This window comes from Capnocytophaga sputigena (genome assembly GCF_900446695.1).
Classification (GTDB): domain Bacteria; phylum Bacteroidota; class Bacteroidia; order Flavobacteriales; family Flavobacteriaceae; genus Capnocytophaga; species Capnocytophaga sputigena.
On sequence record NZ_UAVP01000010.1, the window covers coordinates 49,748 to 76,389 of the forward strand.

General features: G+C 37.5%; 26 protein-coding genes. 13 read left to right on the forward strand and 13 right to left on the reverse strand.

Annotation, left to right across the window (positions count from 1 at the left end):
- Positions 1-17: 17 nt before the first annotated feature.
- Genes DR017_RS11585 through DR017_RS11620 form a run of 8 tightly spaced genes read right to left on the reverse strand, consistent with a single transcriptional unit; the run spans position 18 to position 6,842 of the window.
- Positions 18-1,277: a dihydrolipoamide acetyltransferase family protein gene (locus tag DR017_RS11585; protein ID WP_002680760.1), complete on the reverse strand. Its 1,260-nt coding sequence runs from the start codon at positions 1,275-1,277 to the stop codon at positions 18-20.
- A 6-nt stretch (positions 1,278-1,283) separates the two neighbouring features.
- Positions 1,284-1,793, reverse strand: coding sequence for a GFO_1090 family protein (locus tag DR017_RS11590; protein WP_002680673.1), 510 nt, complete (start codon positions 1,791-1,793; stop codon positions 1,284-1,286).
- Positions 1,794-1,800: 7 nt separating this feature from the next.
- Complete coding sequence (locus DR017_RS11595; RefSeq protein WP_002680660.1) at positions 1,801-2,031, reverse strand: hypothetical protein; 231 nt, start codon at positions 2,029-2,031, stop codon at positions 1,801-1,803.
- The gene (locus DR017_RS11600; RefSeq protein WP_002680739.1) at positions 2,031-2,318 is read right to left on the reverse strand and encodes a hypothetical protein; all 288 of its coding nucleotides are present in this window, start codon (positions 2,316-2,318) and stop codon (positions 2,031-2,033) included. The genes DR017_RS11595 and DR017_RS11600 overlap by 1 nt, the downstream gene beginning before the upstream one ends.
- A gap of 53 nt (positions 2,319-2,371) precedes the next feature.
- Positions 2,372-5,227, reverse strand: coding sequence for a DEAD/DEAH box helicase (locus DR017_RS11605; RefSeq protein WP_002680796.1), 2,856 nt, complete (start codon positions 5,225-5,227; stop codon positions 2,372-2,374).
- A 28-nt stretch (positions 5,228-5,255) separates the two neighbouring features.
- The gene (locus DR017_RS11610; RefSeq protein ID WP_002680736.1) at positions 5,256-5,516 is read right to left on the reverse strand and encodes a hypothetical protein; all 261 of its coding nucleotides are present in this window, start codon (positions 5,514-5,516) and stop codon (positions 5,256-5,258) included.
- Positions 5,513-6,430 (reverse strand): hypothetical protein, encoded by a 918-nt coding sequence (locus tag DR017_RS11615; protein ID WP_002680666.1) that lies wholly within the window; start codon positions 6,428-6,430, stop codon positions 5,513-5,515. The genes DR017_RS11610 and DR017_RS11615 overlap by 4 nt, the downstream gene beginning before the upstream one ends.
- Positions 6,431-6,434: 4 nt before the next feature.
- Positions 6,435-6,842 carry a hypothetical protein gene (locus tag DR017_RS11620; protein WP_002680748.1) on the reverse strand — a complete coding sequence of 136 codons (408 nt, stop codon included), beginning with the start codon at positions 6,840-6,842 and terminating at the stop codon, positions 6,435-6,437.
- 166 nt (positions 6,843-7,008) lie between these two features.
- Here DR017_RS11620 and panB point away from each other — a divergent pair, with 166 nt between their 5' ends.
- Genes panB through DR017_RS11635 form a run of 3 tightly spaced genes read left to right on the forward strand, consistent with a single transcriptional unit; the run spans position 7,009 to position 9,237 of the window.
- A complete protein-coding gene (gene panB / locus DR017_RS11625) occupies positions 7,009-7,827 on the forward strand; it encodes a 3-methyl-2-oxobutanoate hydroxymethyltransferase (RefSeq protein ID WP_002680694.1) in 819 nt (272 codons plus the stop codon).
- Positions 7,827-8,666: a YoaK family protein gene (locus tag DR017_RS11630; protein WP_002680741.1), complete on the forward strand. Its 840-nt coding sequence runs from the start codon at positions 7,827-7,829 to the stop codon at positions 8,664-8,666. Before panB ends, DR017_RS11630 begins: the two co-directional genes overlap by 1 nt.
- Positions 8,557-9,237 (forward strand): RluA family pseudouridine synthase, encoded by a 681-nt coding sequence (locus DR017_RS11635; RefSeq protein WP_040361571.1) that lies wholly within the window; start codon positions 8,557-8,559, stop codon positions 9,235-9,237. The genes DR017_RS11630 and DR017_RS11635 overlap by 110 nt, the downstream gene beginning before the upstream one ends.
- On the opposite strand, the gene DR017_RS11640 is transcribed toward DR017_RS11635, so the two are convergent.
- The 4 genes from DR017_RS11640 to DR017_RS11655 form a co-directional block, all read right to left on the reverse strand.
- Positions 9,238-11,037, reverse strand: a complete 1,800-nt coding sequence (locus DR017_RS11640) for an AMP-dependent synthetase/ligase (protein ID WP_002680742.1) — start codon at positions 11,035-11,037, stop codon at positions 9,238-9,240.
- Between the two features lie 144 nt (positions 11,038-11,181).
- Positions 11,182-11,868 carry a PAS domain-containing protein gene (locus DR017_RS11645; protein ID WP_002680743.1) on the reverse strand — a complete coding sequence of 229 codons (687 nt, stop codon included), beginning with the start codon at positions 11,866-11,868 and terminating at the stop codon, positions 11,182-11,184.
- A 53-nt stretch (positions 11,869-11,921) separates the two neighbouring features.
- On the reverse strand, positions 11,922-12,605 hold the full coding sequence (locus DR017_RS11650) for a PAS domain-containing protein (protein WP_002680770.1): 684 nt from the start codon (positions 12,603-12,605) through the stop codon (positions 11,922-11,924).
- 134 nt (positions 12,606-12,739) lie between these two features.
- Positions 12,740-15,271, reverse strand: a complete 2,532-nt coding sequence (locus DR017_RS11655; protein WP_002680744.1) for a DUF2339 domain-containing protein — start codon at positions 15,269-15,271, stop codon at positions 12,740-12,742.
- A 181-nt stretch (positions 15,272-15,452) separates the two neighbouring features.
- On the opposite strand from DR017_RS11655, the gene DR017_RS11660 reads away from it, so the two are divergent.
- From DR017_RS11660 to DR017_RS11675, 4 genes are all read left to right on the forward strand, one after another.
- On the forward strand, positions 15,453-16,871 hold the full coding sequence (locus DR017_RS11660; RefSeq protein ID WP_002680799.1) for an L-serine ammonia-lyase: 1,419 nt from the start codon (positions 15,453-15,455) through the stop codon (positions 16,869-16,871).
- Between the two features lie 55 nt (positions 16,872-16,926).
- Positions 16,927-17,745, forward strand: coding sequence for a dihydropteroate synthase (gene folP / locus DR017_RS11665; protein ID WP_002680682.1), 819 nt, complete (start codon positions 16,927-16,929; stop codon positions 17,743-17,745).
- Entirely contained in the window at positions 17,742-18,518 is a 777-nt protein-coding gene (locus DR017_RS11670; protein ID WP_002680782.1) for a diadenylate cyclase, read from the forward strand. Before folP ends, DR017_RS11670 begins: the two co-directional genes overlap by 4 nt.
- 76 nt (positions 18,519-18,594) lie before the next feature.
- Positions 18,595-19,074: a hypothetical protein gene (locus DR017_RS11675; protein ID WP_002680657.1), complete on the forward strand. Its 480-nt coding sequence runs from the start codon at positions 18,595-18,597 to the stop codon at positions 19,072-19,074.
- Positions 19,075-19,117: 43 nt separating this feature from the next.
- Here the strand turns inward: DR017_RS11675 and DR017_RS11680 are convergent, their stop codons facing one another.
- Positions 19,118-19,729 (reverse strand): fumarylacetoacetate hydrolase family protein, encoded by a 612-nt coding sequence (locus tag DR017_RS11680; RefSeq protein ID WP_002680686.1) that lies wholly within the window; start codon positions 19,727-19,729, stop codon positions 19,118-19,120.
- A gap of 130 nt (positions 19,730-19,859) precedes the next feature.
- On the opposite strand from DR017_RS11680, the gene DR017_RS11685 reads away from it, so the two are divergent.
- The 6 genes from DR017_RS11685 to rocD all read left to right on the forward strand — a co-directional run bounded on the left by DR017_RS11685 (position 19,860) and on the right by rocD (position 26,588).
- Entirely contained in the window at positions 19,860-20,813 is a 954-nt protein-coding gene (locus DR017_RS11685) for a phosphoribosylaminoimidazolesuccinocarboxamide synthase (protein WP_002680677.1), read from the forward strand.
- A 146-nt stretch (positions 20,814-20,959) separates the two neighbouring features.
- Positions 20,960-22,087, forward strand: a complete 1,128-nt coding sequence (gene folK, locus DR017_RS11690) for a 2-amino-4-hydroxy-6-hydroxymethyldihydropteridine diphosphokinase (RefSeq protein ID WP_002680668.1) — start codon at positions 20,960-20,962, stop codon at positions 22,085-22,087.
- A gap of 3 nt (positions 22,088-22,090) precedes the next feature.
- Positions 22,091-22,969 (forward strand): hypothetical protein, encoded by an 879-nt coding sequence (locus tag DR017_RS11695; RefSeq protein ID WP_002680716.1) that lies wholly within the window; start codon positions 22,091-22,093, stop codon positions 22,967-22,969.
- Positions 22,970-23,060: 91 nt separating this feature from the next.
- Positions 23,061-24,299: a sulfate adenylyltransferase subunit 1 gene (locus DR017_RS11700; RefSeq protein ID WP_040361574.1), complete on the forward strand. Its 1,239-nt coding sequence runs from the start codon at positions 23,061-23,063 to the stop codon at positions 24,297-24,299.
- 512 nt (positions 24,300-24,811) lie between these two features.
- On the forward strand, positions 24,812-25,225 hold the full coding sequence (locus DR017_RS11705) for a hypothetical protein (RefSeq protein ID WP_002680698.1): 414 nt from the start codon (positions 24,812-24,814) through the stop codon (positions 25,223-25,225).
- A 118-nt stretch (positions 25,226-25,343) separates the two neighbouring features.
- Complete coding sequence (rocD, locus tag DR017_RS11710; RefSeq protein ID WP_002680797.1) at positions 25,344-26,588, forward strand: ornithine--oxo-acid transaminase; 1,245 nt, start codon at positions 25,344-25,346, stop codon at positions 26,586-26,588.
- Positions 26,589-26,642: the final 54 nt, after the last annotated feature.

Here is a 26,642-nt window from a genome sequence, read left to right on the forward strand (position 1 = left end):
TTGTTATAAATCAGTTGTTAAATATTTCTGTTCATATCCCATTTTTCGAGATATTCGGCAACGCGTTGTACAAACATTCCGCCTAAAGCACCATTTACCACGCGATGGTCATAACTGTGGGAGAGCATCATTTTGTAACGGATACCTATCACATCACCTTCAGGAGTTTCTATTACAGAAGGGACTTTGCAAATAGCGCCAATTGCTAAAATTCCCACTTGTGGCTGATTGATAATAGGAGTGCCAAATAAAGTGCCAAAAGAACCTATATTAGTAACTGTATAAGTGCCGTCTTTTACTTCATCAGGTTTTAACTGACCTGCACGTGCTCGTACGGCAAGATCATTTACAGTTTTTACCATTCCACGTAAGTTAAGGGCATCAGCGTTTTTAATTACAGGTACAATGAGGTTACCGTCGGGGAGGGCAGTTGCCATACCTATATTGATGTGTTTCTTCTTGATAATTGTATTGCCTTCTACCGAAATGTTCATCATCGGGAAATCTACCAAGGCTTTGGCTACTGCCTCCATAAAGATAGGGGTAAAGGTAATTTTCTCACCTTCACGGGCTTCAAAGGCTTTTTTTACTTTGTTGCGCCATTGCCAAACACGAGTAACATCTACTTCAGTAAAACTTTGTACGTGTGCTGAGGTTTGCTTGCTCATCGTCATGTGTTCAGCGATGATTTTGCCCATACGACTCATCTCTATGCGCTCATCTCCTTCAACAAAAGAAGAGGTAGGCGTTGCAAAAATTGATGATTTTTGAGTTCTATGTGCTAAATAACCTAAAATATCGTCTTTGGTAACGCGGTTATTCAAACCTGTACCTTGTATATGATTTAGTTCATCGAGGGTGATACCTTCTTTTTTAGCGATATTCTTCACCAAGGGCGAATAAAAGCGTTCACTACTGCTAAAATCAATGGGTGCAGCAAGTGTTTCTTTTATCTCAGCGATTTGCTGTGTTAAGTTTTTAGCTTCATTTTCAGCATCATCTTCATTTCCATTTTCAGCTTCAATTTCAGCATCATTTTCAGTTTCTATGATAGCCATTACCTCACCTACTTTCACTACTTCATCTACTTTGAAGAGTATTTCGGCTACTATGCCCGATACATCACAGGACACTTCGGAGTCTACCTTATCGGTGGCTACTTCTGCAATAGTTTCTTCGGCTTCAATAGGATCGCCTACTTTTTTAAGCCAATTGGTAATAGTAGCTTCAGCTACACTTTCGCCCATTGAGGGCAATTTCAATTCATATTTTGCCATTTTGTGCTACTTTAGGTCTTTCACCTCTTGAGGGAGGTTCATATTTTTGGTTAATACACCTATCTTGTTCAGGTTGATGTCACCTGTGAGTGATAGAACAACGGTTTGTTTAGAGGTTTCTGAGGGTTCTACTAACATTAGGAGTTCGGCTACATTGTTTGCATCTTTTCCTCCTTTGGTGTAGAATTTCACGTTTTGAGCTTTGTCTTTCACGCGCATCAATTCTGATAGTGCAGCGGTTTTTACATAAGCTAAGGCTTCAGTTTTCATTTGGGCAGCCGCTGTACTATTCTCGGTAGTGAATATTTTCATTCCTTTGAGTTTGTTGGCTACTTCCATAAATTCTTTAGCATCGGCATCTTTACTATCTATTTTAGAGAGCATTTGAAACATTTTTTGAGACACTACTACTGTGTTAATGTCTTTATTAGCTTCTAATTTCTCAAAAGAGGCTTGAGCACTTACGCTCATTGATACAAAAGCTGCTGATAGAATTGCTAAACTTTTTATTTTCATAAGATTATTATTTAGGATCTTCTTTTATTATTTTGAGTTTTGCTTCCTCATATTGCTGGAGGAGTTCTACTTTTTCAACGCCTTTGTTGTATTCTTTAGAAATCATCAGTAAGCCTTGTTTTACTTCGTTGTACACTTTTTGAGCGGCTTGCTGTTCTTCTTGGCGTTGTTTGAGGAAATAGCCTATACCTGCTACTACAAGTACGACTATTAAACTTATCAGTATTGTTTTTTTCATCAGTTACGTTTGAATATAGATAGGTCGAAATCAAGGAAATAGAGCGTAATGAGTATGAGTATAGCCAGTATAATCCAAAAGGTTTTATTTACTCCTGCATTTTTTTTGTTCCTACTCTCATTGCGGATAGTGCGCCATTCTTCAGTGAAATGGTTGGTTACTGTTTCGCGGTCTCTGCGGATACGTGACCCCATTTCAAAAGCGTTGCCTTGTTCCTTTCCTTCGTAGTAACGAGGGGTATAGTTGAAACGTTTATTCTTCTGTAATTGAAATAGTTTAATCTTCATAATGCGCAAAGGTAAAAAAATATTGAGAATTAACAATGAACAAATTACAAAAATTATTCCAATAGGCTATCCATTTGGGAGATAATATCTCTAACGATATGATTTTCATCTATTACATTTTCAAATAGTTCAGTTTTGTTTTCTTGTAGTTTGATGATTTTTTCTTCTATACTATCCTTGCTTACAAATCGGATGACGTTCACTTTGTTTTCTTGTCCTATGCGGTGGGCGCGTGCAATGGCTTGGCGTTCGGAAAATGGATTCCACCAGGGGTCTAATAGCAATACATACGAGGCTTTGGTGAGGTTGAGCCCTACTTCACCAGCTTTGAGTGATATGAAAAAGAAACTCACATCTTCTTGGTTTTGAAAAGCTTCTACTTGGCTTTTTCGTTCGTGAGTAGCGGTAGCTCCCGTGAGTTTGCTATACTTTATTTTATGGGTTTTGCACCACGCTTCAAAGAGTTCTAAATGTTTTACAAAACTACTGAATATAAGAGCTTTGTGCTGTGCAGTGTGGAGAGTTTCCATATAGCTAATTACCTCTTGATACTTGCCTGAAGGGATAGTGCTTTCGGCATCAGCTAATACAGGGTGGTTGCTTATCTGTCGCAATTTGGTGAGCATTTGCAGAGCATTGAACTCGCTGATGGGTTCTGAGGCTTCTAATAGCTGGTTGCGTACTTTAGATTTTTCTCTCTCGTACCATTGGGCTTGGGCTTCACTCATCGGGCAGTAGGCGAGTTGTTCTTCTATATCGGGTAAATCGCTGAGTACTTGTTCTTTGGTACGGCGCAAAATGTGTTTGCCTACCAAAGTTTTGAGTTCTTCCAAGGCTTGCGGATTCTTTTTCTTGCTGATTTCTACCTCATAATGTTTGTAAAAGAAAGGATAAGTCCCTAATTGATTAGGGTTGATAAACTGCATTTGCGCCCATAAATCGCTGAGGGCGTTCTCTATAGGCGTGCCACTGAGAGCGATGCGATGCTCAGCTTTCAAAGCGTTGATTGCTTTAAAGGTCTTGGAATTCTTGTTTTTAATACGCTGACTCTCGTCTAAAATGATATACCTAAATTCGAGTTTTTCGAGTTCTTTGCCGTCGCGTTCCACAATGGGGTAGGAGGTGAATACCACATCGTAATTGGTAAGCCGGCGTACTTTTGTTTTGCGTTCACTGCTACTGCCTATGTATTGGGTGCATTTGAAATGAGGGGCAAAACGTTTGGTCTCGTCGTACCAATTGAAGAGCAAAGACGAGGGCAATATTACTAATACTTTTAGAGCTTCTTTTTGAGGCTCGGTAGCTGAAAAAAGATCGGTGAAGTTGTTTTCTTTTAGGGGGAGAGTATCGTGAATGGCAACTAATAAAGCTATGGTTTGCAAGGTTTTACCCAATCCCATATCATCGGCTAAACAAGCGCCTACCCCGTTGTGATAGTGTTGCAAAAGCCATTCTACGCCTTCCACTTGGTAAGGTCGCAAGGTTGCGCGTAGGTTAGGGGAGGGGGTATAGGTTACCTTTTCGACAATATTTTGCGGTTTGAGTTCAGGAATAGCCTCTAAAAGAACATAATTATTCTTTGCTAATTGCAGTTTTCCGCCTTGTTGCTTGCTGTGTTTGGCTATACTGCTAAATTTACTAAACCATTCTTGCGGAATAATAAAGATTTTTCCGTTAGGAAGTGTGTAAATAGGATTATTTTCCTTGATATTACCGATTAAATCCTTAAAATGGAAGCTGTTTTCACCTTGTTTTACCTCAATAGAAAGGTCAAACCAGTCGTTTTGGGAGCTAGTATTGCTATAAATAAGCTCTGAAGTGCTCATATTCACCTCTTTTCCGTCTACCAAAAACAGGCGAAAGGTAAATCCTTGTTCACTAAGCCTTTGCTGGTGGTGTAACAAGTGAAAATAAGCTGCAAAAGAGTCGGTGTTTTGTAGTGAAAAAACACCGCTTTCCTCACAGAAGTCTATATCGGTGAGGTGTTGTTTCATTTGAGCTTCTTCCTCGCTATTTCTCTTGTATTTGTAGATAGTAATACGGTTGTTTTTATCAATTTTTAGTTGAGAATGTATATTTTTATTTTGATTGCTTTTAAAAGTATAGCCATCGTAATCAAAATGAAGTACAATTTTGTACTGATTGGCAAAAAAATCGTTGATAAGTTCTATTTCAGTGTTTTTTAGACTTGTTTTTTCGATGATTTCAAAGCCAATAGCTTCTACTTGAGCATTGCGCAGAATTTTTTGAAGAAATTTGTCAAAATATTCTTGTAGATTTCTTTCAGGAATAAAAGTCTCCTCTTTGTTGAGGAAAGGTTTCAAGTGAGACGCTTTGATATGAGCGATACGCACCACTTTTTGGTTTAGAGTAATCCACGTGTGAGTGTTGTTGAGCAGTTCAATTTGGCACTGATGAGGCAAGTGTTTTTGTCCGTTTTCTTCTATATACAAGCGGTAGGCAATACCCTCTTCTTTTTTCTCGAAAACTAATAGAGGTTCGAGTATTTCTTTAGTTATAAAGCGCCTTTTTTTGGAAATATCGTCCTTAGGGGAATAGTTGATGGTTAAAAATAGCTCTTTTTCAGCAATAAGTAAAAGCAATTGGTGAGTTTGTTCCTCTATTTGCTCTTGGATATACTTTTTGGTAGCAGGATTTTGGAATAGTTTTTCAAAAGTCTCACCTTTTTTAGCGTATTTGTTGTAAAGAACATTGGTTTGCAGATTGTTTACTAACGCTAAAGCCTCTTTTTCGGCAGATGATAATTGCCAATTGGTTAAACTTTGGAGTACTTGAGGAGTAGCTTTTTTGTAGAAAGAAAGGAATCCGTTTTGCGTTTCACCTATATAGGCAGTGGGCAAATGGAGTTCTAAGAGAGGCGTATAGGAAAGGTCGAAAAATAGAAACATTTCAAATATTTATATTGTAAAGTGTTGATTAATAATAAGGTTCTTCTTCGTCTTGATATTGTCCCCAAATACGCATACATTGGAATTGTGAACAAATTTTTTTCAAATACTCTTCAAATTCTTGTGTACTATCTTCCTTGTTTAATAACAAAATAGGTAGATATTCTAATTCATCTATAAGGTTATAAAGTTCTCTATGAGGTAATTCTTGAACGATATTTATTTTTAAACGAATCATCAAATTATGTATTGCTTTTATAGCTCGTCTGTTTTTTTCAGGGGTTATCATATTGTAGTGTTGTGAATATTGGTTATGATGTTGTGACAGCCTAATTTGTCAAGCACTTCTTCAATCGTATCAAAAGTTTGTCCGTATAAATCGTTTTGATTGTAATGTTCTACATAAGCATATTTTTTCCGATTGCTAAAAAAGAGTTTTGATTCTAAATAGCTGTAAATGTTAGCACTAAACTTAAAAAATTCATACCTTAACTCATAAGCGGGGTATGGCTTTTCTTTTACAAAAAGGATAAATTTGTTAAGCGTTTCGTACATAGCAATATATCTCAATTTAATTTCTTCTTGCTGCGTCTTTTTCTTCAATAAACGTTGAGCATATAGGTAATATTTCATTCTTTCTGCAAAAAAAGAAAAGTACGCCTCTTTTTCTGCGTCATTAACCCTTTGTATTGAGAGGTATATTTGCCTAAATACTACCGCTAAAAATTTTATTTCTTCTTTTGTCATTTTGGCAAAAAATTTATCTAAATGCCAATTGACATCCATTTTTCCGTTTTCTTGATTTGTACTATAACTTGGAGATATTTTTATGCCACAATGAAAGATGAGTCTTTCTGAAAGTTTGTAACTAAACCAATTCTTTTTCTCAGTAAATATCAAGCAAGCTAAAACTACTGTTTTTTCAGCAGAGGAAAAATACAAATTGAGATCTACCTCATTGAGATATTTCTGATGCTTTTTAATTTCGGTTACTAATTGTTCAGCAGTAAGGAATTTTCCTTTTTTATAAAGTTGAAAAGTATTTCTGTCAGTCTCTTCAAAACCTTCTTTTTTTTGTTTTTCCTTAATCAGCCTTGTAAAATAAACAACCTTGCGAGAAATTCTGTTATAACAAATATCATCTGCCATACGCAATAAGGCAGCAGTCATTTCTTCTATAGATTCTTTAATGTTGATATTCATTTATTTACTTAGGATATGCGATATCTTCTAATTTTGACTTACAAATAAAACTTCGGTTTTCTTGATTTTTAATCTTCATAGCAGCACTTAGTTCAATAGGTTCTTCGAGCAAAGGAAAATTGTTTAACGAGAACCATTCATTTTTATAGCATATACTAATAGCATACAAACAATCTTTAGAAAAATCATAACTTGCTGAAGCTATCAAATCGTTATGCCCCTTTACGTAGAAGGTAATGATGGGCTCGGCAAAATTGTTTTCTAAATTGTCAATACCCAATACAGGTACTTGGTAATCTTCGGGATATTCTTCTTCGAGGTTTGCTTCCCAAACCCAAACCCATAATTTGTTATCAATTACATCTTTGGCAGTAATTGTATCTAAACTTTTAGGTTCTCCAAATCTATACATAGCGCTATGAGATATAATATTCGTGCTGCAAAGGTAGCAATTATTTTTTAGAAGAATGAGAGAAAAGTTTTTTCGTTAAGAGATGGATTGAAATTTGCTAATCAACAAATTGGCTAATTTGTTAATTATTTATATCTTTGCCGCGATTTTTAAACTACAAAAAGAAATGTCTGCAGTTAGAAAAGAATACAAACGCGTAACTACCAAATCGGTAGTAGAGATGAAAGCCAATGGCGAAAAGATTTCAATGCTTACCGCCTACGATTATACTTTTGCAAAATTATTAGATTCCGCTGGTATCGATGTACTTTTGGTAGGCGACTCAGCCAGTAATGTAATGGCAGGACACGAAACAACCTTGCCTATCACCTTAGACCAGATGATTTATCACGCTTCATCTGTAATAAGAGGGGTTACTCGTGCTTTGGTAGTAGTAGATTTGCCTTTTGGTACATATCAATCTGACCCTAAAAAGGCATTGCGTTCGGCTACGCGTATAATGAAAGAAAGTGGGGCTCACGCTATTAAATTAGAGGGAGGCAAGGAAGAAGCCGAAAGTATCAGACGCATTGTAAATGCAGGAATTCCTGTAATGGGACACTTGGGGCTTACCCCTCAGTCAATTCATCAGTTTGGTTCTTTTGCTCTGCGTGCTAAAGAAGAAGCTGAGGCGCAAAAGCTCAAAGAAGATGCAAAATTGCTCGAACAATTAGGCTGTTTTGCTATTGTATTGGAAAAAATACCCGCTAAATTAGCTGAAGAAGTAGCTAAAAGTGTGCATATACCTATCATTGGAATTGGCGCAGGTAGTGCTGTTGATGGTCAGGTACTTGTAATGCACGATATGCTGGGAATGAGCAATGAGTTTCACCCTAAATTTTTGCGCAAGTATGCTAATTTGCAAGAAATCATCAACGAGGCTGTAACTCATTATATCCAAGATGTGAAAGCCGTAGAATTTCCTAATGAAAATGAACAGTACTAATGTTCCGTCATCAAGGTAAAAAGCGTACCGCTAAACACAATTTACAAATAGCCGTAGTGCTCTCATTCGTTGCAGGAATGGTGAACGTTACGGGCTTTTTGTTTGTGGGCAAACTCACTACAAACGTTACGGGGCACTTTGCTTATTTTATTTATGATGTATCGGTAGCCGAATTTTGGAAAGGATTGATTTACTTTCTGTATATCTTTGCTTTTTTGTCGGGCTCTTTTACTTCGGGGTTGCTCATAGAAAGTTCTAATTACCATCGTACCCAAAATAAATATCTGAAACCTACACTCTTAGAGTGCTTTGCTTTGTTATTGGTAATAGGGTTACACTTCTTTTTCCCTGAAGCAATTCCTACAGATGTAACGGCTTGTATCTTGCTCTTTGCGATGGGGTTGCAGAATTCTTTTGTAACCAAAATCTCCAACTCAGTAGTGCGCACCACTCACCTTACAGGACTTTTTACCGATTTGGGTATTGAACTCGCTCAAAGGCTTTATTTAAATCGCAATCACTATGAAAATCAACACGCGCAACTGAAAAATACTATTCGCTTGCGACTTTTCATCATTGCCTTTTTCTTTTTAGGGGGATTTAGTGCGGGTTATTTTTATATTGAACGTGGGCTTTCTATATATACACTGCTGATTTCAGTAATTATACTTCTCATCGGACTTTTTTACGATGGAATACGTTTTCTCTACTTCACTAATAAACGACATTATGAAACTTATCACAAACGCCGAAAACGTAGACGTGCTTTACGAAGACAATCACGTTATCGCCGTAAACAAGCGAGTGGGCGACATAGTTCAGGGCGACAAGACGGGTGATATACCTTTAAGCGAAATCGTTAAGGCTTATCTTAAGAAAAAATACAACAAACCTGGGGAGGTGTTCCTCGGGGTAGTTCATCGTTTAGACCGCCCTACTACGGGGGTGGTACTTTTTGCTAAGACATCTAAGGCACTTGCGCGTCTTAATGCGATGTTTGCTAATAAGGAAGAAGTGCAAAAAACTTATTGGGCTTTGGTAGATGCGATGCCTCCGGCCGAGGAAGGGACGCTTATCCACTGGTTGGTGCGCAATGAAAAGCAAAATAAATCGGTTGCTTATAATAAAGAAGTGCAACACAGCAAAAAGGCTGTATTGCACTACAAACTATTAAAAACTTATGATCGTTATTATTTATTGGAAATCGACCTTATTACAGGGCGACATCACCAAATAAGAGCACAATTGGCTGCCATAGGGTTGCACATCAAAGGCGATTTGAAATATGGGGCTAAGCGCTCAAATCCCGATGGCGGTATCTGTCTTCACGCTCATAGCCTTCGCTTTTTACACCCCGTTAAAAAGGAGAATGTTTCAATTGAGGTAGCTCCTAATTGGCAAATTAGTTAATTATTTGTACATCGCCTCTATTTCACGACTGTAATTAGCGTAAATCACCTTTCTTCTCAACTTTAATGAAGGGGTAATCTCGTTGCGTTCAATCGTAAAAGCTGAAGGAAGTAGTGTAAACTTCTTAATTTGCTCGTAGTCAGGTAAGTCTTTTTGGAATTTTTGCAACTGCTTGCCTATGTACTCAATCACCTGACTGTGTTTGATTAAATCTGCTGTATTTTTATACTTAATGTTGAGGTCTTTTAAGGCTTGCGACAGCATCTCAAAATTAGGAACGATAAGTGCTGAAACAAATTTCTTTCCATCGGCAACTACAGCTATCTGTTCAATAAGGTTATATTTGCCCACTTTACCTTCAATCATTTGTGGAGCAATGTATTTGCCATTAGAAGTTTTCATCAATTCTTTGATGCGTTCAGTAATAAAGAGACTATTGTTACCATCTAACTTACCAGCATCACCAGTACGCAAATAACCATCGGGAGTAAATACTTTAGCAGTTTCTTCGGGGTTTTTGTAATAACCCTTCATTACCATTCCTCCTTTTACCAATATTTCGTTATCTTCACCTATACGCACTTGTACGTTAGGCATTACTTCCCCTACCGATTGAGGGTTGATACGATTGTCACCCCAGCAAGATATGGTGGCAACTGTTTCGGTCATTCCATAACCCAATTTCAAATTAATACCAATTGATTGGAAAAACCTACCTATACTGGGTTCGAGATTTGCACCCCCACAAGGCATAAACTTAATGCGACCACCAAGAGCTTCTTTTAGTTTTTTGTATACTAATTTATCAAAAAGGTTATAGGCTTTTTGTAGTGCTAATGACGGTTTTTTGCCTTGTTCGCGCAAGTTCAACACGCGTCTACCGGTAGCAATGGCTAAACGGAAGAGTTTGCGTTTCACAAAGGAAGAAGCATCCGCTTTGTCATGCACTGTTGCAAATATCTTCTCGTAGAAACGAGGTACAGCACACATCAAAGTGGGGCGCACTTGGGCAAGGGCTTCACGCACTAAATTAGTATCGTCTAAATAGTATACCGTAACAGCTTTATAAAGACAGAAAAATGTCCAAGCGCGTTCAAATACGTGTGATAAGGGTAAGAAAGCTAAAGAAATATCGGTGTTATCCACAGTTGATAGGCGCTCAGTATGTCCTATCATTTGGAAAGCTAAGTTCTCGTAGGAAAGCATTACTCCTTTGGGTTCACCAGTAGTACCCGATGTGTAGATAATCGTAAAAAGATCGTCTAAGTTGCGTTCTTTAAGGCGTTTTTCAAACTCAACATCGTACTGAGAGCTGCTGCCGAGTGCTAAAAAGTCGTTCCAATGAATGGAATATTGTTTTTCGGTAAGAGCAACCTCGTTGTCGCATACTATAATCATTTGTAATGATGGACATTGATTAGCAACTTGAAGTACTTTTTGGTATTGTTTTTCATCGCCTACAAATAGTACTTTCACTTCAGCGTGATTCATCACGTAAAGAGCTTGTTCGGCTGTGTTTGTAGTGTATATAGGCACCGTAATAGCGCGTATTTGCAAGCAAGCGAGGTCGGCAAGCGACCATTGAGGAGTGTTTTGAGAGAGAATCCCTACAGTTTCTTGAGGTTGTACTCCCAATGAAAGTAGGGCTTTAGAAAGAAGGGTAGTGGTATTGCCTAAAGTTTCCCACGTGATACCTTTCCATTGAGAAGCAGCGTCTCTTCCCATTAAGGCATCTTTTTGTGGGTATTGCTGTACATTATTGCGGAACAGCGACACAAAATGATAGGCTGTTAAATTCATTTTCGTTATTGAATTAATTAGTCGGGGCAAAAGTATAAAATATTTTTCAATTAGCAATATGCAGTGAGCTACAAATCTCATACCACAAAAAAAGGAACAGAGCATTGCTCTATTCCTTTGTATAATCAATGAAAAATTAAATTACTAAGAGAACAAACGTTCAAAGAAGTTTTTGCGTTTTTCGTTCATTGAGTCGTCTACGTTCAAAATGTCATCGGATACGATTACAGAAGCTGGTGTATTATCTACTGCAGAAACAGTTTCTGAACTAAAGGTTTGTTGTTGTCCTTCCGACATAATATCGATTACAAAGTCGATATAGTCTTTACCTTGTTTAGCCAAGTAGTTTTTGAAGAAACGACTGCTGAGTTCAACACCTCCTATTCTTTCCATTTTCAAAAGTGAATCATAGAAAGGAGCCACGTAATTGGTAATAGCCGATTCGGGTACTGACTTACGTCTACCAATGTAGTGTGTAATTTTACCAGTCTCATCGCGACGCATTTCAAAATCGGTTACTACCCAGTAGTATTCACCTGTTTTTGCTAAGTTTTTGATAACCCCTACAAAGTTGTTACCTACTTTCAAGTTATCCCAAAGGAGTTTGAAAATCAATTTAGGCATATCGGGGTGACGAATAAGGTTGTGAGGTTGCCCGATGAGTTCTTCAGCTGAGTAGTGTGCCACTGAACAAAACACATCGTTCACATTGGTAATAGTACCTGCTGCATCAGTTTCACTGATGAGTACTTTGCTTTTATCCCATTCCACTTCACGGTCTATAGGGGTAGGACGCTCGATAGTAGGTACTGGATTTTGAAAATCTGACATATTATTTCTCTTTTTATTGTTAATAAAATAAGTTCTTCAGTAATAATTTTCTCCTAGTTAAATAGGTGACTGAAGAAACTTTTGCGTTTTTCGTTTTGAGCTTCATTCATTGTTACAATATCATCGGATACTACAGTGCTGGTATCTACTGATGATACAGGAATTTCTTCAAAGGCTACATTTTCGCGGTTTTCATTCATTACATCAATGATGAAATCGATATAATCCTTGCCTTGTTTAGCCAAATAGTTTTTGAAGAAACGAGAACTGAGTTCCATACCACCTACTTTTTCAAGTTTCAATAAGGTTTCATAAAGTGGTGCTACGTAGTTTTCAATAACAGCTTTAGGAACTGATTTACGGCGAGCGATATAGTGGGTGATATTACCCATTGCGTCGCAGCGCATTTCAAAATCGGTAATTACCCAATAGTATTCACCGCTTTTAGCTAAGTTTTTGATAACTCCAATAAAGTTGTTACCTACTTTAAGGTTATCCCAAAGGAGTTTAAAAACGAGTTTAGGCATATCAGGGTGACGAATGATGCTGTGAGGCTGTCCTATCATCTCCTCTGGTGAATAGCCACAAACATTGCAAAACACATCATTCACGTTAGTAATACGACCATAAACGTCGGTTTCACTAATCACTACTTGTGATTTGTTCCAACCTACTTCTTTGTCAATTGGAGTAGGACGCTCTACAGTGAGCTCAATGTCTCTGTAATCTCTAATCATTGCAAAATTTTATTTTATATTGGTTATTATTGCACAAAAGTACAAAGTTTCTTATATACAAAAAGTTTTTTATTTCTTAAACTTTTCATAAAATTTTGATATATTTAAAAGTGATTTCTTTACACTTTTGAATTTCAATTGGTTACATTATTATCTGTAGTCTCGTTGTTCTCTGATTTGTCTGTTTCTTCAATCTTATTTGTATACTTATTGTAAAAGAATGATGCTACAAGCACTAAGAAACCGAGAATTACAAACACAATAGTTTTTCTCAAAGCATCTAAATGGGTGGTATCGTACAAGAATAATTTTAATATACTGAACCCGATGAGTACAATACCTGAAATACGCAGGTGTTTCTTCCGTTTGAAAATACCTAAAACTACCAAGAATAGTGCGTAAGAACCCCATAAAATAGTAAGTCCTAATTTGTAGTTAGAAGCTGAGCGGTAAAGTTCTGTCCAATGCAAAAGCTCGCTGCTGGCAACCCATAAAATAATAAGGTGTAGAACAAATTCTAAACTTTTTTGCATTTCTTCTTTCAAATTGAGAAAACGACTCAATAAATAGGATGTATAACAGAATATAGCAAAAACTACAATCCCTACATATCTCACATTCAAGAACCAAAGTGATAATTGTGGATTGTCGAGGTAACTTTCTCTCAATTCACTGAAAGTGTATAGCCCTAAGGTCATAAAAATAAATGCGAGCAAAATGCTGATGCCAAACTGTATTTCACCCAATAATTTAGATTTGAACAATCTTATATTTAATAAGGTGTAAACAACAACAAAAAGCAAACTATAAACTATTTTCCATACGTTTTTAAAATTATCTAACGCTTCCCAAGCACTATAATTATCTGTAAGATTAGGTGTTTGCTGGAGAGCTCTTACATCGCACAAAATATCGATTTCTCTAAAGAATATAAAATAGAGAGACCCTACACACAAAATATTTAGTATGATGGTAAGGAGCTTGTAGATTTCTTTGTTAGCAAGTTGAGTTAAATGGTGTGTATATGCCATAAAACCAAAGGCAGCACTATATAACAATGCATTGATGAACATCGCATTGCCAAACGGAACGATATTATTAAACTCATTCAAATTTGTATAGTATAAACTGTAGTCTGCTTTTGTCCAATCGATTAATAAACTGATGCTCGCCAATACCATTACAGCGTATGAAATTCGCTCGTATACCAGCAAGTTTTTGCGGCGACCAAACCAGAAGAGCAAAGCAGCTTCAGCACTCCAAAATACTGTAATCCAAGAGCCTTTGAATTGGATAGGTATCACTAAAGTAGCATAGGATAGCGCCAATACTAATATCAAGTATTTTAGAGCTTGTGAAGGGAATTTTTTAACATGGAAATAATAGGCTACCCCAAAGTGCAATAAGGCATTTACCAAAGTGAATGCCGCTATAGCAGTGCGATTACCTATAGAATAGTCGTGAATATACCACACTCCCATACTAAAGAAAAGCAAACTATTAAATAGGAATAGTATTACATCTAAACCTTTTAACTCTTTTTCTTGATGTATTTTCTGGAAGATAAAAGCTATATAAAAAGTGAGAAAAGTAACTAAATTGAAAGTGAAATAAGGTGCAAAATCATCGTACTCGTAATTGTTAGCCCACAATGAAAGCAACATTAACCAAGCGAAAACAAAAGCTGATAAATAAAGAGAACGCCATTGTTTGTAGAACGAAATGATGAGTACCCCAATGTTGATAATAGCTGTATAAGCAAACAAAATAGATACGCGTCCTGAGTTATCGCTCAGTAAGAATGGAACGGCATAACTACCTACTAAGCCTATCAGTGCAATCACTACTTTGTTGTAGTTTAGCGATGCGGCTACCGTAAAGGCGGTAAAGAGGAACATCAGTATAAAGGTAAGCGACTGCGGGAAGAAATTAAATACCGAATAACCTATAAAAGTAACGAAGTAGAAAATCGTCATCGCTCCACTCACAAGCACTGCGCTGAAGCTCTCGTATTTCTTTTTGAGCATTGCTCCTGCCACAAAAAGTCCTGCTCCCACTAAGTAGCCCAATACCAATCGCATTGCAGGGCTGATTAAGTTGTGTTCTATAGAGTATTTTACTCCTATAAACACCCCAATAATGATAATGCCTATCCCTATTTTGCTGAATAAGTTTTCACCAATAAAACGTTCCCAGTTAATAGATTTTTTAGGTTTAAACCAATTGTCTACTTGTTTTTCAAAATCAGGTTTTCTGCTATGGTAAGGTTGGTTTGCTTCTATGGGTTGAGGTGCAATAGTAGTTTCTTCGGCTGTTACTTCTTCTACTATTTGAGGATTAATAATAGGGTCTTCAGCAACTCTTTCTACAGTTTCTTCAGCAGTTTTTTCTATAACTTCTTCCATTGCAGCAGGAGCAAGTTTTTCTTCCACTACTGTAGGATCAAGTTTTTCTTCTTCTACCACTGTGGGTACAATAGGCTGTTCTGCAATTGTCTCTATAACTGGAGGCGCAATAGTTGCTCTCTCAGTACTTTCCTGCATTGTAGCTTTCAGCTCCCAAAGGTAGTTTTTAATACCTTTCATCTCTTTGATGAAATCATATTGTTTATCTACAGCCCCATCAACTTTGTTCATTAGGGCTTCTAATTCTTTATTAGTGATCATATTCTTTTGAAAAACTTCGTTTGAAAGCACAAAGATATAAAACTGTTAATAATTAACAAACAAAAGATAAATAAAAAAATAGTCTTACCTCTTGTTACTTACTGTTTTCACAAATAAAATTTTTGCTAATTTGCTAATTGTTTCCTACTTTTGCGGTCTTAAAACTCTTATAGTAAATTAAATGGAACGAATAAGTGTATTCGATATGCTTAAAATAGGGGTAGGACCTTCCAGCTCTCACACTTTAGGTCCTTGGCGTGCTGCCGAGGCTTTCCTCAAAGAATTGAGAGAGAAGCGCCTATTGTCCAAAACAACGAAAGTACACGTAGATTTGTATGGTTCTCTTTCCCTCACTGGCAAAGGACACGCTACTGATTTAGCAGTAATGCTTGGTCTCAGTGGTGCCGACCCTGAGTATGTGCCTATTGAGAGCTTAGACGTAATCATTACAGCTATTACTAACAATCAAAAACTCTGTTTGGGTAACGAACAGATTATCAACTTCAACCCTAAAGAAAATATCGTTTTTAACAGGAATTTCTTGCCTTTTCACGCTAATGGGCTTACTTTTACTGCTGAAGGTGAAGACTTTAGCTATGCTTCTACTTTCTACTCAGTAGGGGGTGGTTTTATAGTAAAAGAAGGGGAACAAAAAATAACTAAAGATGATAACCGACGCAATTTTCCTTTTCCTATTGATAAAGCTGAAGAATTGATAAACTATTGTCGGCAAGAGGGTAAGAAAATATCTGAAATAGTTTATGAAAACGAAAAATCCTTGCGCTCCGAGGAGCAAATTCACAGCGAGTTGATGCGTATATGGCATACAATGCTGGAATGCACTTATATAGGTTGCCATACCGAGGGAGTACTTCCTGGCGGCTTGCACGTGCGCCGTCGCGCTTATGATATCCATAAGAACCTCATTGGGGTAGTTACCTATAATAGTCCTGAAAATTGGCTGAACTCTATCAAGAAAACGAATATTAAGTTCCGAGAAATTCTCAAATGGGTGAGTTGTTTTTCACTGGCAGTCAATGAAGTGAATGCTTCGTTAGGGCGTGTGGTTACCGCACCTACTAACGGAAGTGCAGGAGTAATTCCAGCGGTGTTGCTCTACTACGTAACTATTGAAAACCAACAGGCTACTGAGGAGCACATTCAGCAATTTCTCTTGGTGGCAGGCGAGATAGGCAGTCTCTTCAAAAAAGGGGCAACCATCTCGGCGGCTATGGGTGGTTGTCAAGCGGAAATAGGGGTGTCATCAGCAATGGCGGCAGGCGCACTCTGTGAACTCTTAGGCGGTTCTCCTGAGCAGGTGCTCATCGCTGCCGAAATAGCAATGGAACACCACTTGGGGCTTACTTGCGACCCTATTGGCGGATTGGTGCAAATCCCTTGTATTGAGCGCAATGCAATGGGGGCAATCAAAGCAATTAACGCTGCCGAATTGGCTATCGAAACCGACCCTAAGAATGCCAAAGTTCCTTTGGATAAGGTGATAAATACAATGTGGCAAACTGCCAAAGATATGAATTCTAAATATAAAGAAACCTCCGAAGGTGGTTTAGCCGTCGCCGTAAATATGGCAGACTGCTAACCCCCTGAACCCTGAAACCTAACACCTGACACCTGACACCTGACACCTAATATTTATGACCATCAATTGTAAAGGAGAATTACTCTCTATGGATACCCCAAAAGTGATGGGAATCCTCAATCATACCCCCGACTCTTTTTACGAAGGGAGTCGTGTAACCGAAAAAACGCTCTTACAACGCGCAGAAACAATGCTTGCTCACGGCGCAGATTTTATTGATGTAGGGGGCTATAGTACCCGCCCCAATGCACCTGAAGTCTCACAAACTGAAGAACTTAATAGGGTAGTACCTGTAGTACGCTCTTTGGTACAACATTTCCCCGAGATACGTATCTCGGTAGATACTTTCCGCAGTGAGGTAGCACGCCAATCGCTCTTAGAAGGAGCTTGTATAATCAACGATATTTCTGCGGGACTTTTAGACGATCAGATGCTCACCGTAGTAGCACAATTTCAGGTGCCTTATATTGCGATGCATCTTGTAGGTACCCCCCAAACAATGCAACAACATACTGATTATAAGGATATCATCAGCGATATGCGTTACTATTTCTCCGAGCGCAAAGCTAAAGCCTTAGAAGCAGGAATTAATGATTTTATAGTAGATGTAGGCTTTGGATTCTCTAAAACCTTAGACCAGAATTACGAAGTATTGAAGCACTTAGAACTATTTCAGTGTTTTGGTTGTCCGCTATTGGTAGGTTTTTCCCGCAAGTCGATGTTGTACAAATTGTTAGAAACAGACCCCGCTAATGCACTGAATGCTACTACCGTAGTCAATACCATTGCCCTAATGAAAGGGGCACACATCTTGCGGGTACACGATGTAAAAGAAGCTAAAGAATGTGTAACACTCTTTGAAAAAATACAATGAAACTATTCGATATTTTAGACTTTACCGTTGTCGATGCGATTGATATACTGCTATTTGCATCCCTTTTGTACTACCTCTACCGATTGATTCGGGGTACGGTAGCTATCAATATTTTTATGGGGATTGTGATTATCTACCTGATATGGAAAATTACAGAAGCCCTGCAAATGCAGTTACTCAGCAGTATATTAGGTCAGTTTATTGGGGTAGGAGTCTTTGCATTAATAGTTGTGTTTCAGCAGGAAATACGTCGCTTTTTGCTCACATTGGGTTCTACTAATATCACAGCGCGCAACAAGTTACAACGCGTATTTCATTTTTTTAAAGAAAAGGAAATTGTACTCAATATCGAAAGTTTGGTAAATGTATGTTTGAAATTAGGAACTACCAATACAGGAGCGCTTATTGTTTTGGAACACAATATGCCCCTTGATTTTGTAACTGAAACGGGTGACAAGGTGAATATAGAATTTTCCGAGCCTATTATTGAAAGTATCTTTTATAAAAACAGCCCGCTACACGATGGAGCTATTGTGATAAAGGGCGATCATATTGTAGCTACAAGGGTGATATTGCCTGTGGCAAGTGAAATCAATTTGCCTAAACGCTACGGTTTGCGCCACCGAGCTGCTATTTCCATTACCGAAAAAACCGATGCTACTGCATTAGTAGTCTCTGAAGAAACAGGGTATATCTCTTACTTCAAGAATGGAGCTTTTGTAAAATTCAAAGACCCCGATGAACTCATCAAAACTATACAAGCTGATTTTTAAAATTGCTTTTGTATCACACACATTGTCAAAGTCCTTGGACTTTGACAATGTCTAAAACTCCTAATGATAGTATGATATGAAGTCTTTATTTTTAATACTTTTTTTTAGCTTATACAACCTCTGTTTTAGCCAACTTTCCACAGCAATGCAATGGGAAAAACTTTATAGGGGATCTATCGACAGTGTGATAGTAGTGAGTAGCAGTGGCTATACTAAAGAAACCTCGCCTAATATAGAAGGATTTCCTGAAGAACAAATTGTTGAGACAATTAAAAAAATCCACTATAACAAAGGAGTTAAATTGTTAAACGCTTTACAACAAAAGAAATCGTTTAACGAAGCCTATCCTTTGGTTAATGATGTATGTGATACTTTCTATTTTTATAGAAATGGACAGCAAAAAATGACCCTCATTTTTATATTCTCTACTAAAGCAGTTACTATTTACAGAGGCGATGACCTTATTTTTGCAGGTTCAGCCACACCTTTCCTACAAAAGAAAATAGGAAAAACTCTTGGCTATAATTTCAGGAAGATAGAGAGACTAAATAGGTAAAATTACACTCGGGGGCTAACTCCCAAATTTGCTAATTTCCAAATTATCTAATTTTCAAGCTAAAACTCTTCTCTTCTCCTAAAAATCCCTCTAATAAATCACCTGCTACTGCTTTCCTTGCACCTTTGGGCGCTCCTGTAAAGATAAGGTCGCCTTTGCGAAGGGTAAAGTACTGTGATACTTCAGCAATGATAGTATCAAATCCTCTGAGCATTTGTGTTGTCTTTCCCTCTTGTATAGTAGAGCCGTTTTTATCTAAGTGAAACTCAATAGGGGAGGAGTTGCTAAACATTTCTTTAGATACAAATTTTCCTACGATAGCCGAGCTGTCAAAAGCCTTTGCTTGCTCCCAAGACAGCCCTTTTTGGCTCAATTCAGCTTGTAGATCGCAAGCTGTAAAATCAATGCCCACAGCAATCTCGTCGTAATATTTATGCGCAAACTTCTCCGAAATACATTTCCCATTTTGGTTGATTTTCAGCACTAATTCTATTTCGTAATACAAATCTTGTGTAAAATCAGGAATGTAATAAGGAATTTCGAGGTTGTGGATAGCTGTGTCTGGTTTCATAAACACTACTATAGGTTGAAGTGGTGTTTGATTGTTTTCTTCGATAGTCTCGCGGTAATTTCTACCTATACAAATGATTTTCATAGTCTTTACTTTTTTAACGTATAAAAATGATATTGCAAAAGTAGTATTTTTTCATAATTCGTAACTCGTAATTCGTAATTATTTTATACCTTTGCCCCGAAAAAAAAGATTTTAAAAACTTTTTACGAAGATGAATACCATAACAAAAACAAACTTTAAATTCCCTAAACAAAAGTCTGTTTACAGAGGGAAAGTACGTGATGTGTATCAACTAAAAGATGATACCCTCATTATGATTGCCACCGATCGTATTTCAGCTTTCGATGCTATTCTTCCCAAAGGCATCCCTTATAAAGGTCAGATATTAAACCAAATAGCTGTAAGTTTTTTGCAACAAACTGAAGATATTGTGCCTAACTGGCTCATTGCCTCTCCCGACCCCAACGTCTCTATAGGGCAAGTGTGCGAACCTCTAAAAGTAGAAATGGTGATTCGCGGTTATCTTGCAGGGCACTCAGCTCGCCTCTATAAAAACGGAGTGCGCAAACTCTCAGGAGTGCCTTTACCAGAAGGATTGCGCGAGTTTGATATGTTCCCTCAACACCCCATCATCACCCCTGCTACTAAAGCAGAACAAGGCTTGCACGACGAGGATATCTCACGTGAAGAAATCATTCGTCGCGGAATTGTAAATGAAGACGACTATCGTTTGATGGAAAAATATACCTATGCTCTCTTCGCACGAGGTACCGAAATCGCTTCTAAACACGGTTTGATTTTGGTAGATACCAAATATGAGTTCGGTAAAACCCGCGATGGTGAAATCGTACTCATCGACGAAATTCACACCCCCGATTCTTCCCGTTATTTCTACAAAGAAGGCTATGAAGAACGCCAAGAAAATGGTGAACCTCAAATCCAACTCTCCAAAGAATTTGTGCGTCAGTGGCTCATCTCACAAGGCTTCCAAGGCGAAAAAGGACAAAAAATGCCTGAGATGAGCGATGAATATGTACAATCTGTTTCCGATCGTTATATCGAGCTCTACGAAAATATTATGGGTGAAAAATTTCTCCCTGCCGATACCTCCGACATTGAAAACCGTATCCACGACAACGTATTGCGATTTTTACAAAATCAATAATCAAAAAATCTATAAAAATAGTATTCTTGCTTCTACTTTGCCAAAGTTTCTAATTGCCCATTGTGGATTGCACCTTTGGCAAAGTTCGTCTCAAATTGTATCAAAAACACTGGGACTTTTGTTAATTATTAATTGTCAATTGTCAATTGAACCACGACGTCTACATATCATTAGGAAGTAATTTAGGGAACCGTAAAGCGTACTTACAACAAGCCATAGAAGGCATTGCTACGCGGGTAGGTACCATTGTGGATATAGCCCCTATCTACGAAACACCCTCTTGGGGATTTTCAGGCGAGGCTTTCCTCAACACTTGTCTGCTCTGTCGCACCTTCCTCTCTGCTGAGCAGGTGCTAATGCAACTCTTGCAAATAGAGCAAGAACTGGGGCGCGAACGTATGCCTCATTCTAAAGGCTACCAGTCCCGTACGATAGACCTCGATATACTTTTCTATGACGATGAAGTGATTCATACCGATGTACTTACTGTGCCCCATCCGCTTTTACACCAACGTAAATTTGTGCTCAAGCCTTTAGCTAATATCGATGACCTCAAAATACACCCCGTACTTAAAAAAACAGTTGCCGAACTGCTCCGCACTACCAATGACACTTCACCTGTACAACGCTTGTCCGACCAACTGTCATTTCCCGCACAAAAGTCGCCGTTTTTAAACTATAAGTACATCGCTATTGAAGGAAATATAGGTTCTGGTAAAACTACTTTGGCTACTAAAATCGCCGAAGATTTCAATGCTAAACTGATTTTAGAACAGTTTTCCGATAATCCTTTCTTGCCTAAATTCTACGAAAATCCTAAACAATACGGCTTTACGCTCGAAATGTCGTTCCTTACCGAACGATACCAACAAATGCGTGAGCAATTAGCACAAACCGATTTGTTTAAAGAGTTTGTTGTTTCCGATTACGATATCTTCAAATCTCTCATTTTCTCTAAGGTAACCCTTACTGATGATGAATTTATGTTGTACCGCAAACTCTTTTATATTCTTTATAGCCAAATTATCAAACCCGATTTGTACGTATTCCTCTATCAAAATACCGACCGCCTCATAGAGAACATCAAAAAACGCGGCAGGGAATACGAACAGAACATCTCTCCTGATTATCTGAAAAAGATACATTATGGCTATTTGGATTTTATACAGAAGAATACTGCTATCAATTCTCTTATCATCGATGTAACCGACCTTGATTTTGTGCAACACTACACTCATTACGAGTTTATCATTGAAAAAATCCGTGAGAATTAAGCTATGAAATGTACACTTTTGCTTTTAGTATTTTCTACGATTGCCCTCAACCATTGTAATACTCAATCATCTACCTCTACCGCTGTTAAAGAGCCTGAAGTAATAACCATTCCTTTCAGCGATGATATTTCTCTACAATGGGATGTCGCTTCTAAACAACTGCTTCAAAACACCAATTATCAACGCTATCAAGAAGATAGTGAGGCTATCACTCTATTGCTTAATAGTATTACTGATACTACAAATCTTAAAGTAATGGTCTGTTCCAAAGAAAAACCATTGCGCAAAGGTGATGTAGTTTTTCTTTATTTGCAAAAAACACTAAATATTCCTTTGTTTCAATGTTTTTATATCCAATTTGATGTATTTGAGAAAAAATGTACTTATCCTTCAGACTTACTGAATTATGTAGAAGAATATCGGACAGAAGTACAACAAAAGCTACGTACATACCTTGGAAAATCCTCGCCTAATCCAAAAATTGGCGTACAAGCAACACTAAACTACACTGATGTAAACCGAGAATATGCTGAGGCAGTTATTGTAAATTACTCCGATAAACCCATTGAAATCAATATTTATAATGTGTTTCACTTTGGGTTACAATATGAAGATGAGAATGGCAAAGCTAAAGATATACAAGGTTGCCTACCTCCTTCTGTACCTCCAGCAAATTTAGATGATTGTAAAATAACTTTGCAGAAAGGTGAGAAGTATAATCTTGTCTATTACATAATTGATAAAATGATCAATTGCCAAGACATAATAGACTTTGATAAACCGGTTGTAAAAATCCGTGCTTCTATACATTACAAGTATCCAAATGATAAGAAATATAATGTAGCTTATACCAATTGGATAACTTATGAAAAACTCCCTTAATATTTTCCTCTTAACAAATTATTTTCGCTATTCGTAACTCGTATTTCGTAATTATTTGTATCTTTGCCAAAAATTGATTTTTAAGATACAAATGAATATATTACGATTTATCACTGCAGGTAGTGTAGACGACGGTAAAAGTACTCTCATAGGTCGTTTGTTATACGATAGCAAAAGTATTTTAGCCGACCAGCTTGAGGCGCTTGAACAACAATCTAAAAATAAGAACGATGATGGTATAGACCTCGCTATCCTCACCGATGGTCTTCGTGCAGAACGTGAACAAGGCATTACTATTGATGTGGCGTATCGCTATTTTGCAACCCCTAAACGCAAATTTATCATCGCCGATGCCCCTGGTCATACACAGTACACCCGCAATATGATTACTGGTGCCTCTAATTCCGAGCTTATTATCATTCTGGTAGATGCTCGTAATGGTGTAACCGAACAAACTCGCCGCCATTCTATCATAGCCTCTCTGCTCAATATTCCAGAGGTAGTTGTAGCTGTAAACAAAATGGATTTGGTAGGCTATAGTGAAGAGGTATTCAAAAATATCCAGCAAGAGTATGAAGGTATCGCCAAACGTTTAGGATTGAAAAGTGTGCACTATTTCCCAATTTCGGCTTTTGTAGGTGATAACATTGTGAATACCACTGAAGCAATGCCTTGGTACAAAGGAAATTCATTATTAGACTTCTTAGAAACTATAGAAATTAATAAAGATAATTACGACCAACCTCGTTTTCAGGTGCAGTATGTAATACGCCCTCAAACCGAAGCCTTACACGACTATCGCGGTTACGCAGGGCAAATTATTTCGGGTACTTACCACAAAGGCGATGCTATAGTGGTACTCCCTGAAGGTATCAGCACTAAAATCAGTAAGATAGAGCACAATGGCGAAGAAGTGGCAGAAGCCAAAGCAGGAGACCCTGTAGTGTTACATATCGAAGATGATATTGATATTTCTCGTGGTGACTATTTTGCCAAACAAGGGGTTGAACCTCAGCAAGGTCAGGATATAGAAGCCCTTGTGTGCTGGATGGACAAACGCGAATTGCGTGAGGGTAATAAGTACTTGTTACAACAGCGCAGTAGGCTCGTAAAAGCCATTGTAAAGGAAATTGAATACAAAATAGATGTCAATACCCTTGACCAAACTGAAGGAGTAGAAAGTGTAAAACTTAACGAAATAGCAAAAATCCGACTTAAAACAGCTGCTCCATTAGTATATGATGCTTTCCAAAGTAATCCCCCTATGGGTAGCGCCATCCTCATCGATGAAACTAGCAATGCTACAGTAGGAGCTGTGATGATATCTTAGCTTTTAGCTAATCTCTAAACTTTGCCAAAGTTTTAATTGCTCGTCGTGCTACGACCTTTGGCAAAGTTTATTACTCTTATTATCAACAGTTTTTGTTATGTAGGAAAGCCAGCGATAGCAGGGTATGTGCTGTAAATTGAAAATAACCAACTTAAAATAATTAACAGCCAACAACTAACAACTAAAAATAAAACTATTTTATTCCCCTAAATAAACTTCATAATAAGTAAAGCCACAAGAAAATTACTGCAAAGGCATAGCTACCATTCACTAGTTTAATGATATTATATTTTTATGATATAAGGGTAATATTTTATCTAAAGAGATATTTTTACCCAGATAATAACAAAAAAATAATAGGAAAATATTTTTTTTAAGAGTTTGATTTTGAGAAAGATAATTTTTATTCTTAATAAAATGTAAATAAAAACACAAAAAAACGTTAAAAATATTTGGAGGTTATAAAAATAATACATAGTTTTGCGTCATAAAAAACTAAACACTATATTATTATGACCGGAACAAAACTACAAGAATTACTCAATGCTCATTGCTTAGAAATGAAAGCCAATATGCCTGGTTTTCTATTTTATGGAATTTTGAGTTGCAAAGATGGAACCATTCTGTCTAAAGCTTCAGCTAATGAAGAATCTTCAAAAATAGTAGAACAAAGTTCAGCTTTTCATTTGACGATTGTAGATCAAGTGAAAAAAGTGATGAATAGCAATAAATCTATGGGAGAAACAGCTTTAGACTATATTCTAATTGAAGCTGATAAAATAACCTATATGCTAATGATTTCAGCTTTAGGAAAATTCTTTTCAATCACTGCATTGGATAGACCAAAATCTAATATTGGTATTTCAAGAGCTCTACTATACAAATGTAAAGCAGAATTTGGAACAATGTTAGACGACTTCTTTTAGGAAACGAATAGTAACGCAAAAACTTTATAGCACAAATTTGGATATTCCAAGTTTGTGCTTTTTTGTTTTTACGAAAATTAGTTGTATATTTGTCGTCTAAAAATAAAACGAAAAATATATGACGTCACAAAAATTAACCTCAGAACAAGCAATGGCACTGGAAAATCAGTACGGTGCTCATAACTATCACCCACTACCAGTCGTTCTCAGCAAAGGGCAAGGGGTATATGTGTGGGATGTGGAAGGCAAACGCTACTACGATTTTCTTTCCTCTTACTCTGCTGTAAACCAAGGGCATTGTCATCCTCGCATCATCAAAGCACTTACTGAGCAAGCGCAAACTCTTACACTTACCTCTCGTGCTTTTTATAACGATAAACTCGGAGTGTATGAAAAATATGTAACCGAGTATTTTGGCTTTGAAAAAGTACTCCCTATGAATACAGGAGCTGAAGCTGTAGAAACAGCTATTAAAATATGTCGCAAATGGGCATACGAACAGAAAGGAGTGCCAGAAAGTGCTGCTATTATTATTGTATGTGACCAGAATTTCCACGGGCGTACTACTACAGTAGTTTCTTTCTCTTCTGATAAGAATGCGCGTAAGAACTTTGGTCCCTATACACCTGGTTTTGTATCTGTTCCTTACAACGATTTAGCAGCTTTGGAACAAGTGCTTGCCGATAATAAAGCAACAGTAGCAGGCTTTTTAGTAGAACCGATACAAGGAGAAGCGGGGGTATACGTCCCTTCTGAAGGTTATTTGAGTGGAGCTAAAGCCTTATGCGAAAAATATAATGCGCTCTTTATTGCAGATGAGGTGCAAACAGGGGTAGCGCGAACTGGGAAGCGTTTGGCAGTAGATCACGAAAATGTAAAACCCGATATATTGGTATTAGGTAAAGCCCTTAGCGGGGGTGTATATCCTGTGAGTGCTGTCCTTGCCGATAACCGTATAATGCACGTAATCAAAGCAGGGCAACACGGCAGTACTTTTGGAGGCAATCCTTTGGCAGCAGCAGTAGCAATTGAAGCTTTACAAGTGGTAAAAGATGAACATTTGGCTGAAAATGCTGCCCGTTTAGGTGAGATTTTCCGCAAAGAAATTGGAGATTATATCAAAACCTCAAAAATTGCCTCATTAGTACGTGGTAAAGGGTTATTAAATGCGGTAGTTATCAACGATACCGAAGAAAGTGACACTGCTTGGAATATCTGCCTAAAGATGCGTGACAATGGCTTGCTCGCCAAACCTACTCACGGCAATATCATTAGGTTTGCTCCGCCCTTGGTGATGAATGAAACAGAATTACGAGAATGTATTGCTATTATTATCAATGCTTTAAAAGCGTTTGAAAAATAATATATCATATTGTATACAAATAGAAAGCTACCTAATGTTTTAGGTAGCTTTTTA

Bases quoted from the DNA above. Each gene is read 5' to 3' on its own strand.
- DR017_RS11585 (WP_002680760.1), bottom strand. From the start codon at position 1,277: ATGGCAAAATATGAATTGAAATTGCCCTCAATGGGCGAAAGTGTAGCT.
- DR017_RS11590 (WP_002680673.1), bottom strand. From the start codon at position 1,793: ATGAAAATAAAAAGTTTAGCAATTCTATCAGCAGCTTTTGTATCAATG.
- DR017_RS11595 (WP_002680660.1), bottom strand. From the start codon at position 2,031: ATGAAAAAAACAATACTGATAAGTTTAATAGTCGTACTTGTAGTAGCA.
- DR017_RS11600 (WP_002680739.1), bottom strand. From the start codon at position 2,318: ATGAAGATTAAACTATTTCAATTACAGAAGAATAAACGTTTCAACTAT.
- DR017_RS11605 (WP_002680796.1), bottom strand. From the start codon at position 5,227: ATGTTTCTATTTTTCGACCTTTCCTATACGCCTCTCTTAGAACTCCAT.
- DR017_RS11610 (WP_002680736.1), bottom strand. From the start codon at position 5,516: ATGATAACCCCTGAAAAAAACAGACGAGCTATAAAAGCAATACATAAT.
- DR017_RS11615 (WP_002680666.1), bottom strand. From the start codon at position 6,430: ATGAATATCAACATTAAAGAATCTATAGAAGAAATGACTGCTGCCTTA.
- DR017_RS11620 (WP_002680748.1), bottom strand. From the start codon at position 6,842: ATGTATAGATTTGGAGAACCTAAAAGTTTAGATACAATTACTGCCAAA.
- panB (WP_002680694.1), top strand. From the start codon at position 7,009: ATGTCTGCAGTTAGAAAAGAATACAAACGCGTAACTACCAAATCGGTA.
- DR017_RS11630 (WP_002680741.1), top strand. From the start codon at position 7,827: ATGTTCCGTCATCAAGGTAAAAAGCGTACCGCTAAACACAATTTACAA.
- DR017_RS11635 (WP_040361571.1), top strand. From the start codon at position 8,557: ATGAAACTTATCACAAACGCCGAAAACGTAGACGTGCTTTACGAAGAC.
- DR017_RS11640 (WP_002680742.1), bottom strand. From the start codon at position 11,037: ATGAATTTAACAGCCTATCATTTTGTGTCGCTGTTCCGCAATAATGTA.
- DR017_RS11645 (WP_002680743.1), bottom strand. From the start codon at position 11,868: ATGTCAGATTTTCAAAATCCAGTACCTACTATCGAGCGTCCTACCCCT.
- DR017_RS11650 (WP_002680770.1), bottom strand. From the start codon at position 12,605: ATGATTAGAGATTACAGAGACATTGAGCTCACTGTAGAGCGTCCTACT.
- DR017_RS11655 (WP_002680744.1), bottom strand. From the start codon at position 15,271: ATGATCACTAATAAAGAATTAGAAGCCCTAATGAACAAAGTTGATGGG.
- DR017_RS11660 (WP_002680799.1), top strand. From the start codon at position 15,453: ATGGAACGAATAAGTGTATTCGATATGCTTAAAATAGGGGTAGGACCT.
- folP (WP_002680682.1), top strand. From the start codon at position 16,927: ATGACCATCAATTGTAAAGGAGAATTACTCTCTATGGATACCCCAAAA.
- DR017_RS11670 (WP_002680782.1), top strand. From the start codon at position 17,742: ATGAAACTATTCGATATTTTAGACTTTACCGTTGTCGATGCGATTGAT.
- DR017_RS11675 (WP_002680657.1), top strand. From the start codon at position 18,595: ATGAAGTCTTTATTTTTAATACTTTTTTTTAGCTTATACAACCTCTGT.
- DR017_RS11680 (WP_002680686.1), bottom strand. From the start codon at position 19,729: ATGAAAATCATTTGTATAGGTAGAAATTACCGCGAGACTATCGAAGAA.
- DR017_RS11685 (WP_002680677.1), top strand. From the start codon at position 19,860: ATGAATACCATAACAAAAACAAACTTTAAATTCCCTAAACAAAAGTCT.
- DR017_RS11695 (WP_002680716.1), top strand. From the start codon at position 22,091: ATGAAATGTACACTTTTGCTTTTAGTATTTTCTACGATTGCCCTCAAC.
- DR017_RS11700 (WP_040361574.1), top strand. From the start codon at position 23,061: ATGAATATATTACGATTTATCACTGCAGGTAGTGTAGACGACGGTAAA.
- DR017_RS11705 (WP_002680698.1), top strand. From the start codon at position 24,812: ATGACCGGAACAAAACTACAAGAATTACTCAATGCTCATTGCTTAGAA.
- rocD (WP_002680797.1), top strand. From the start codon at position 25,344: ATGACGTCACAAAAATTAACCTCAGAACAAGCAATGGCACTGGAAAAT.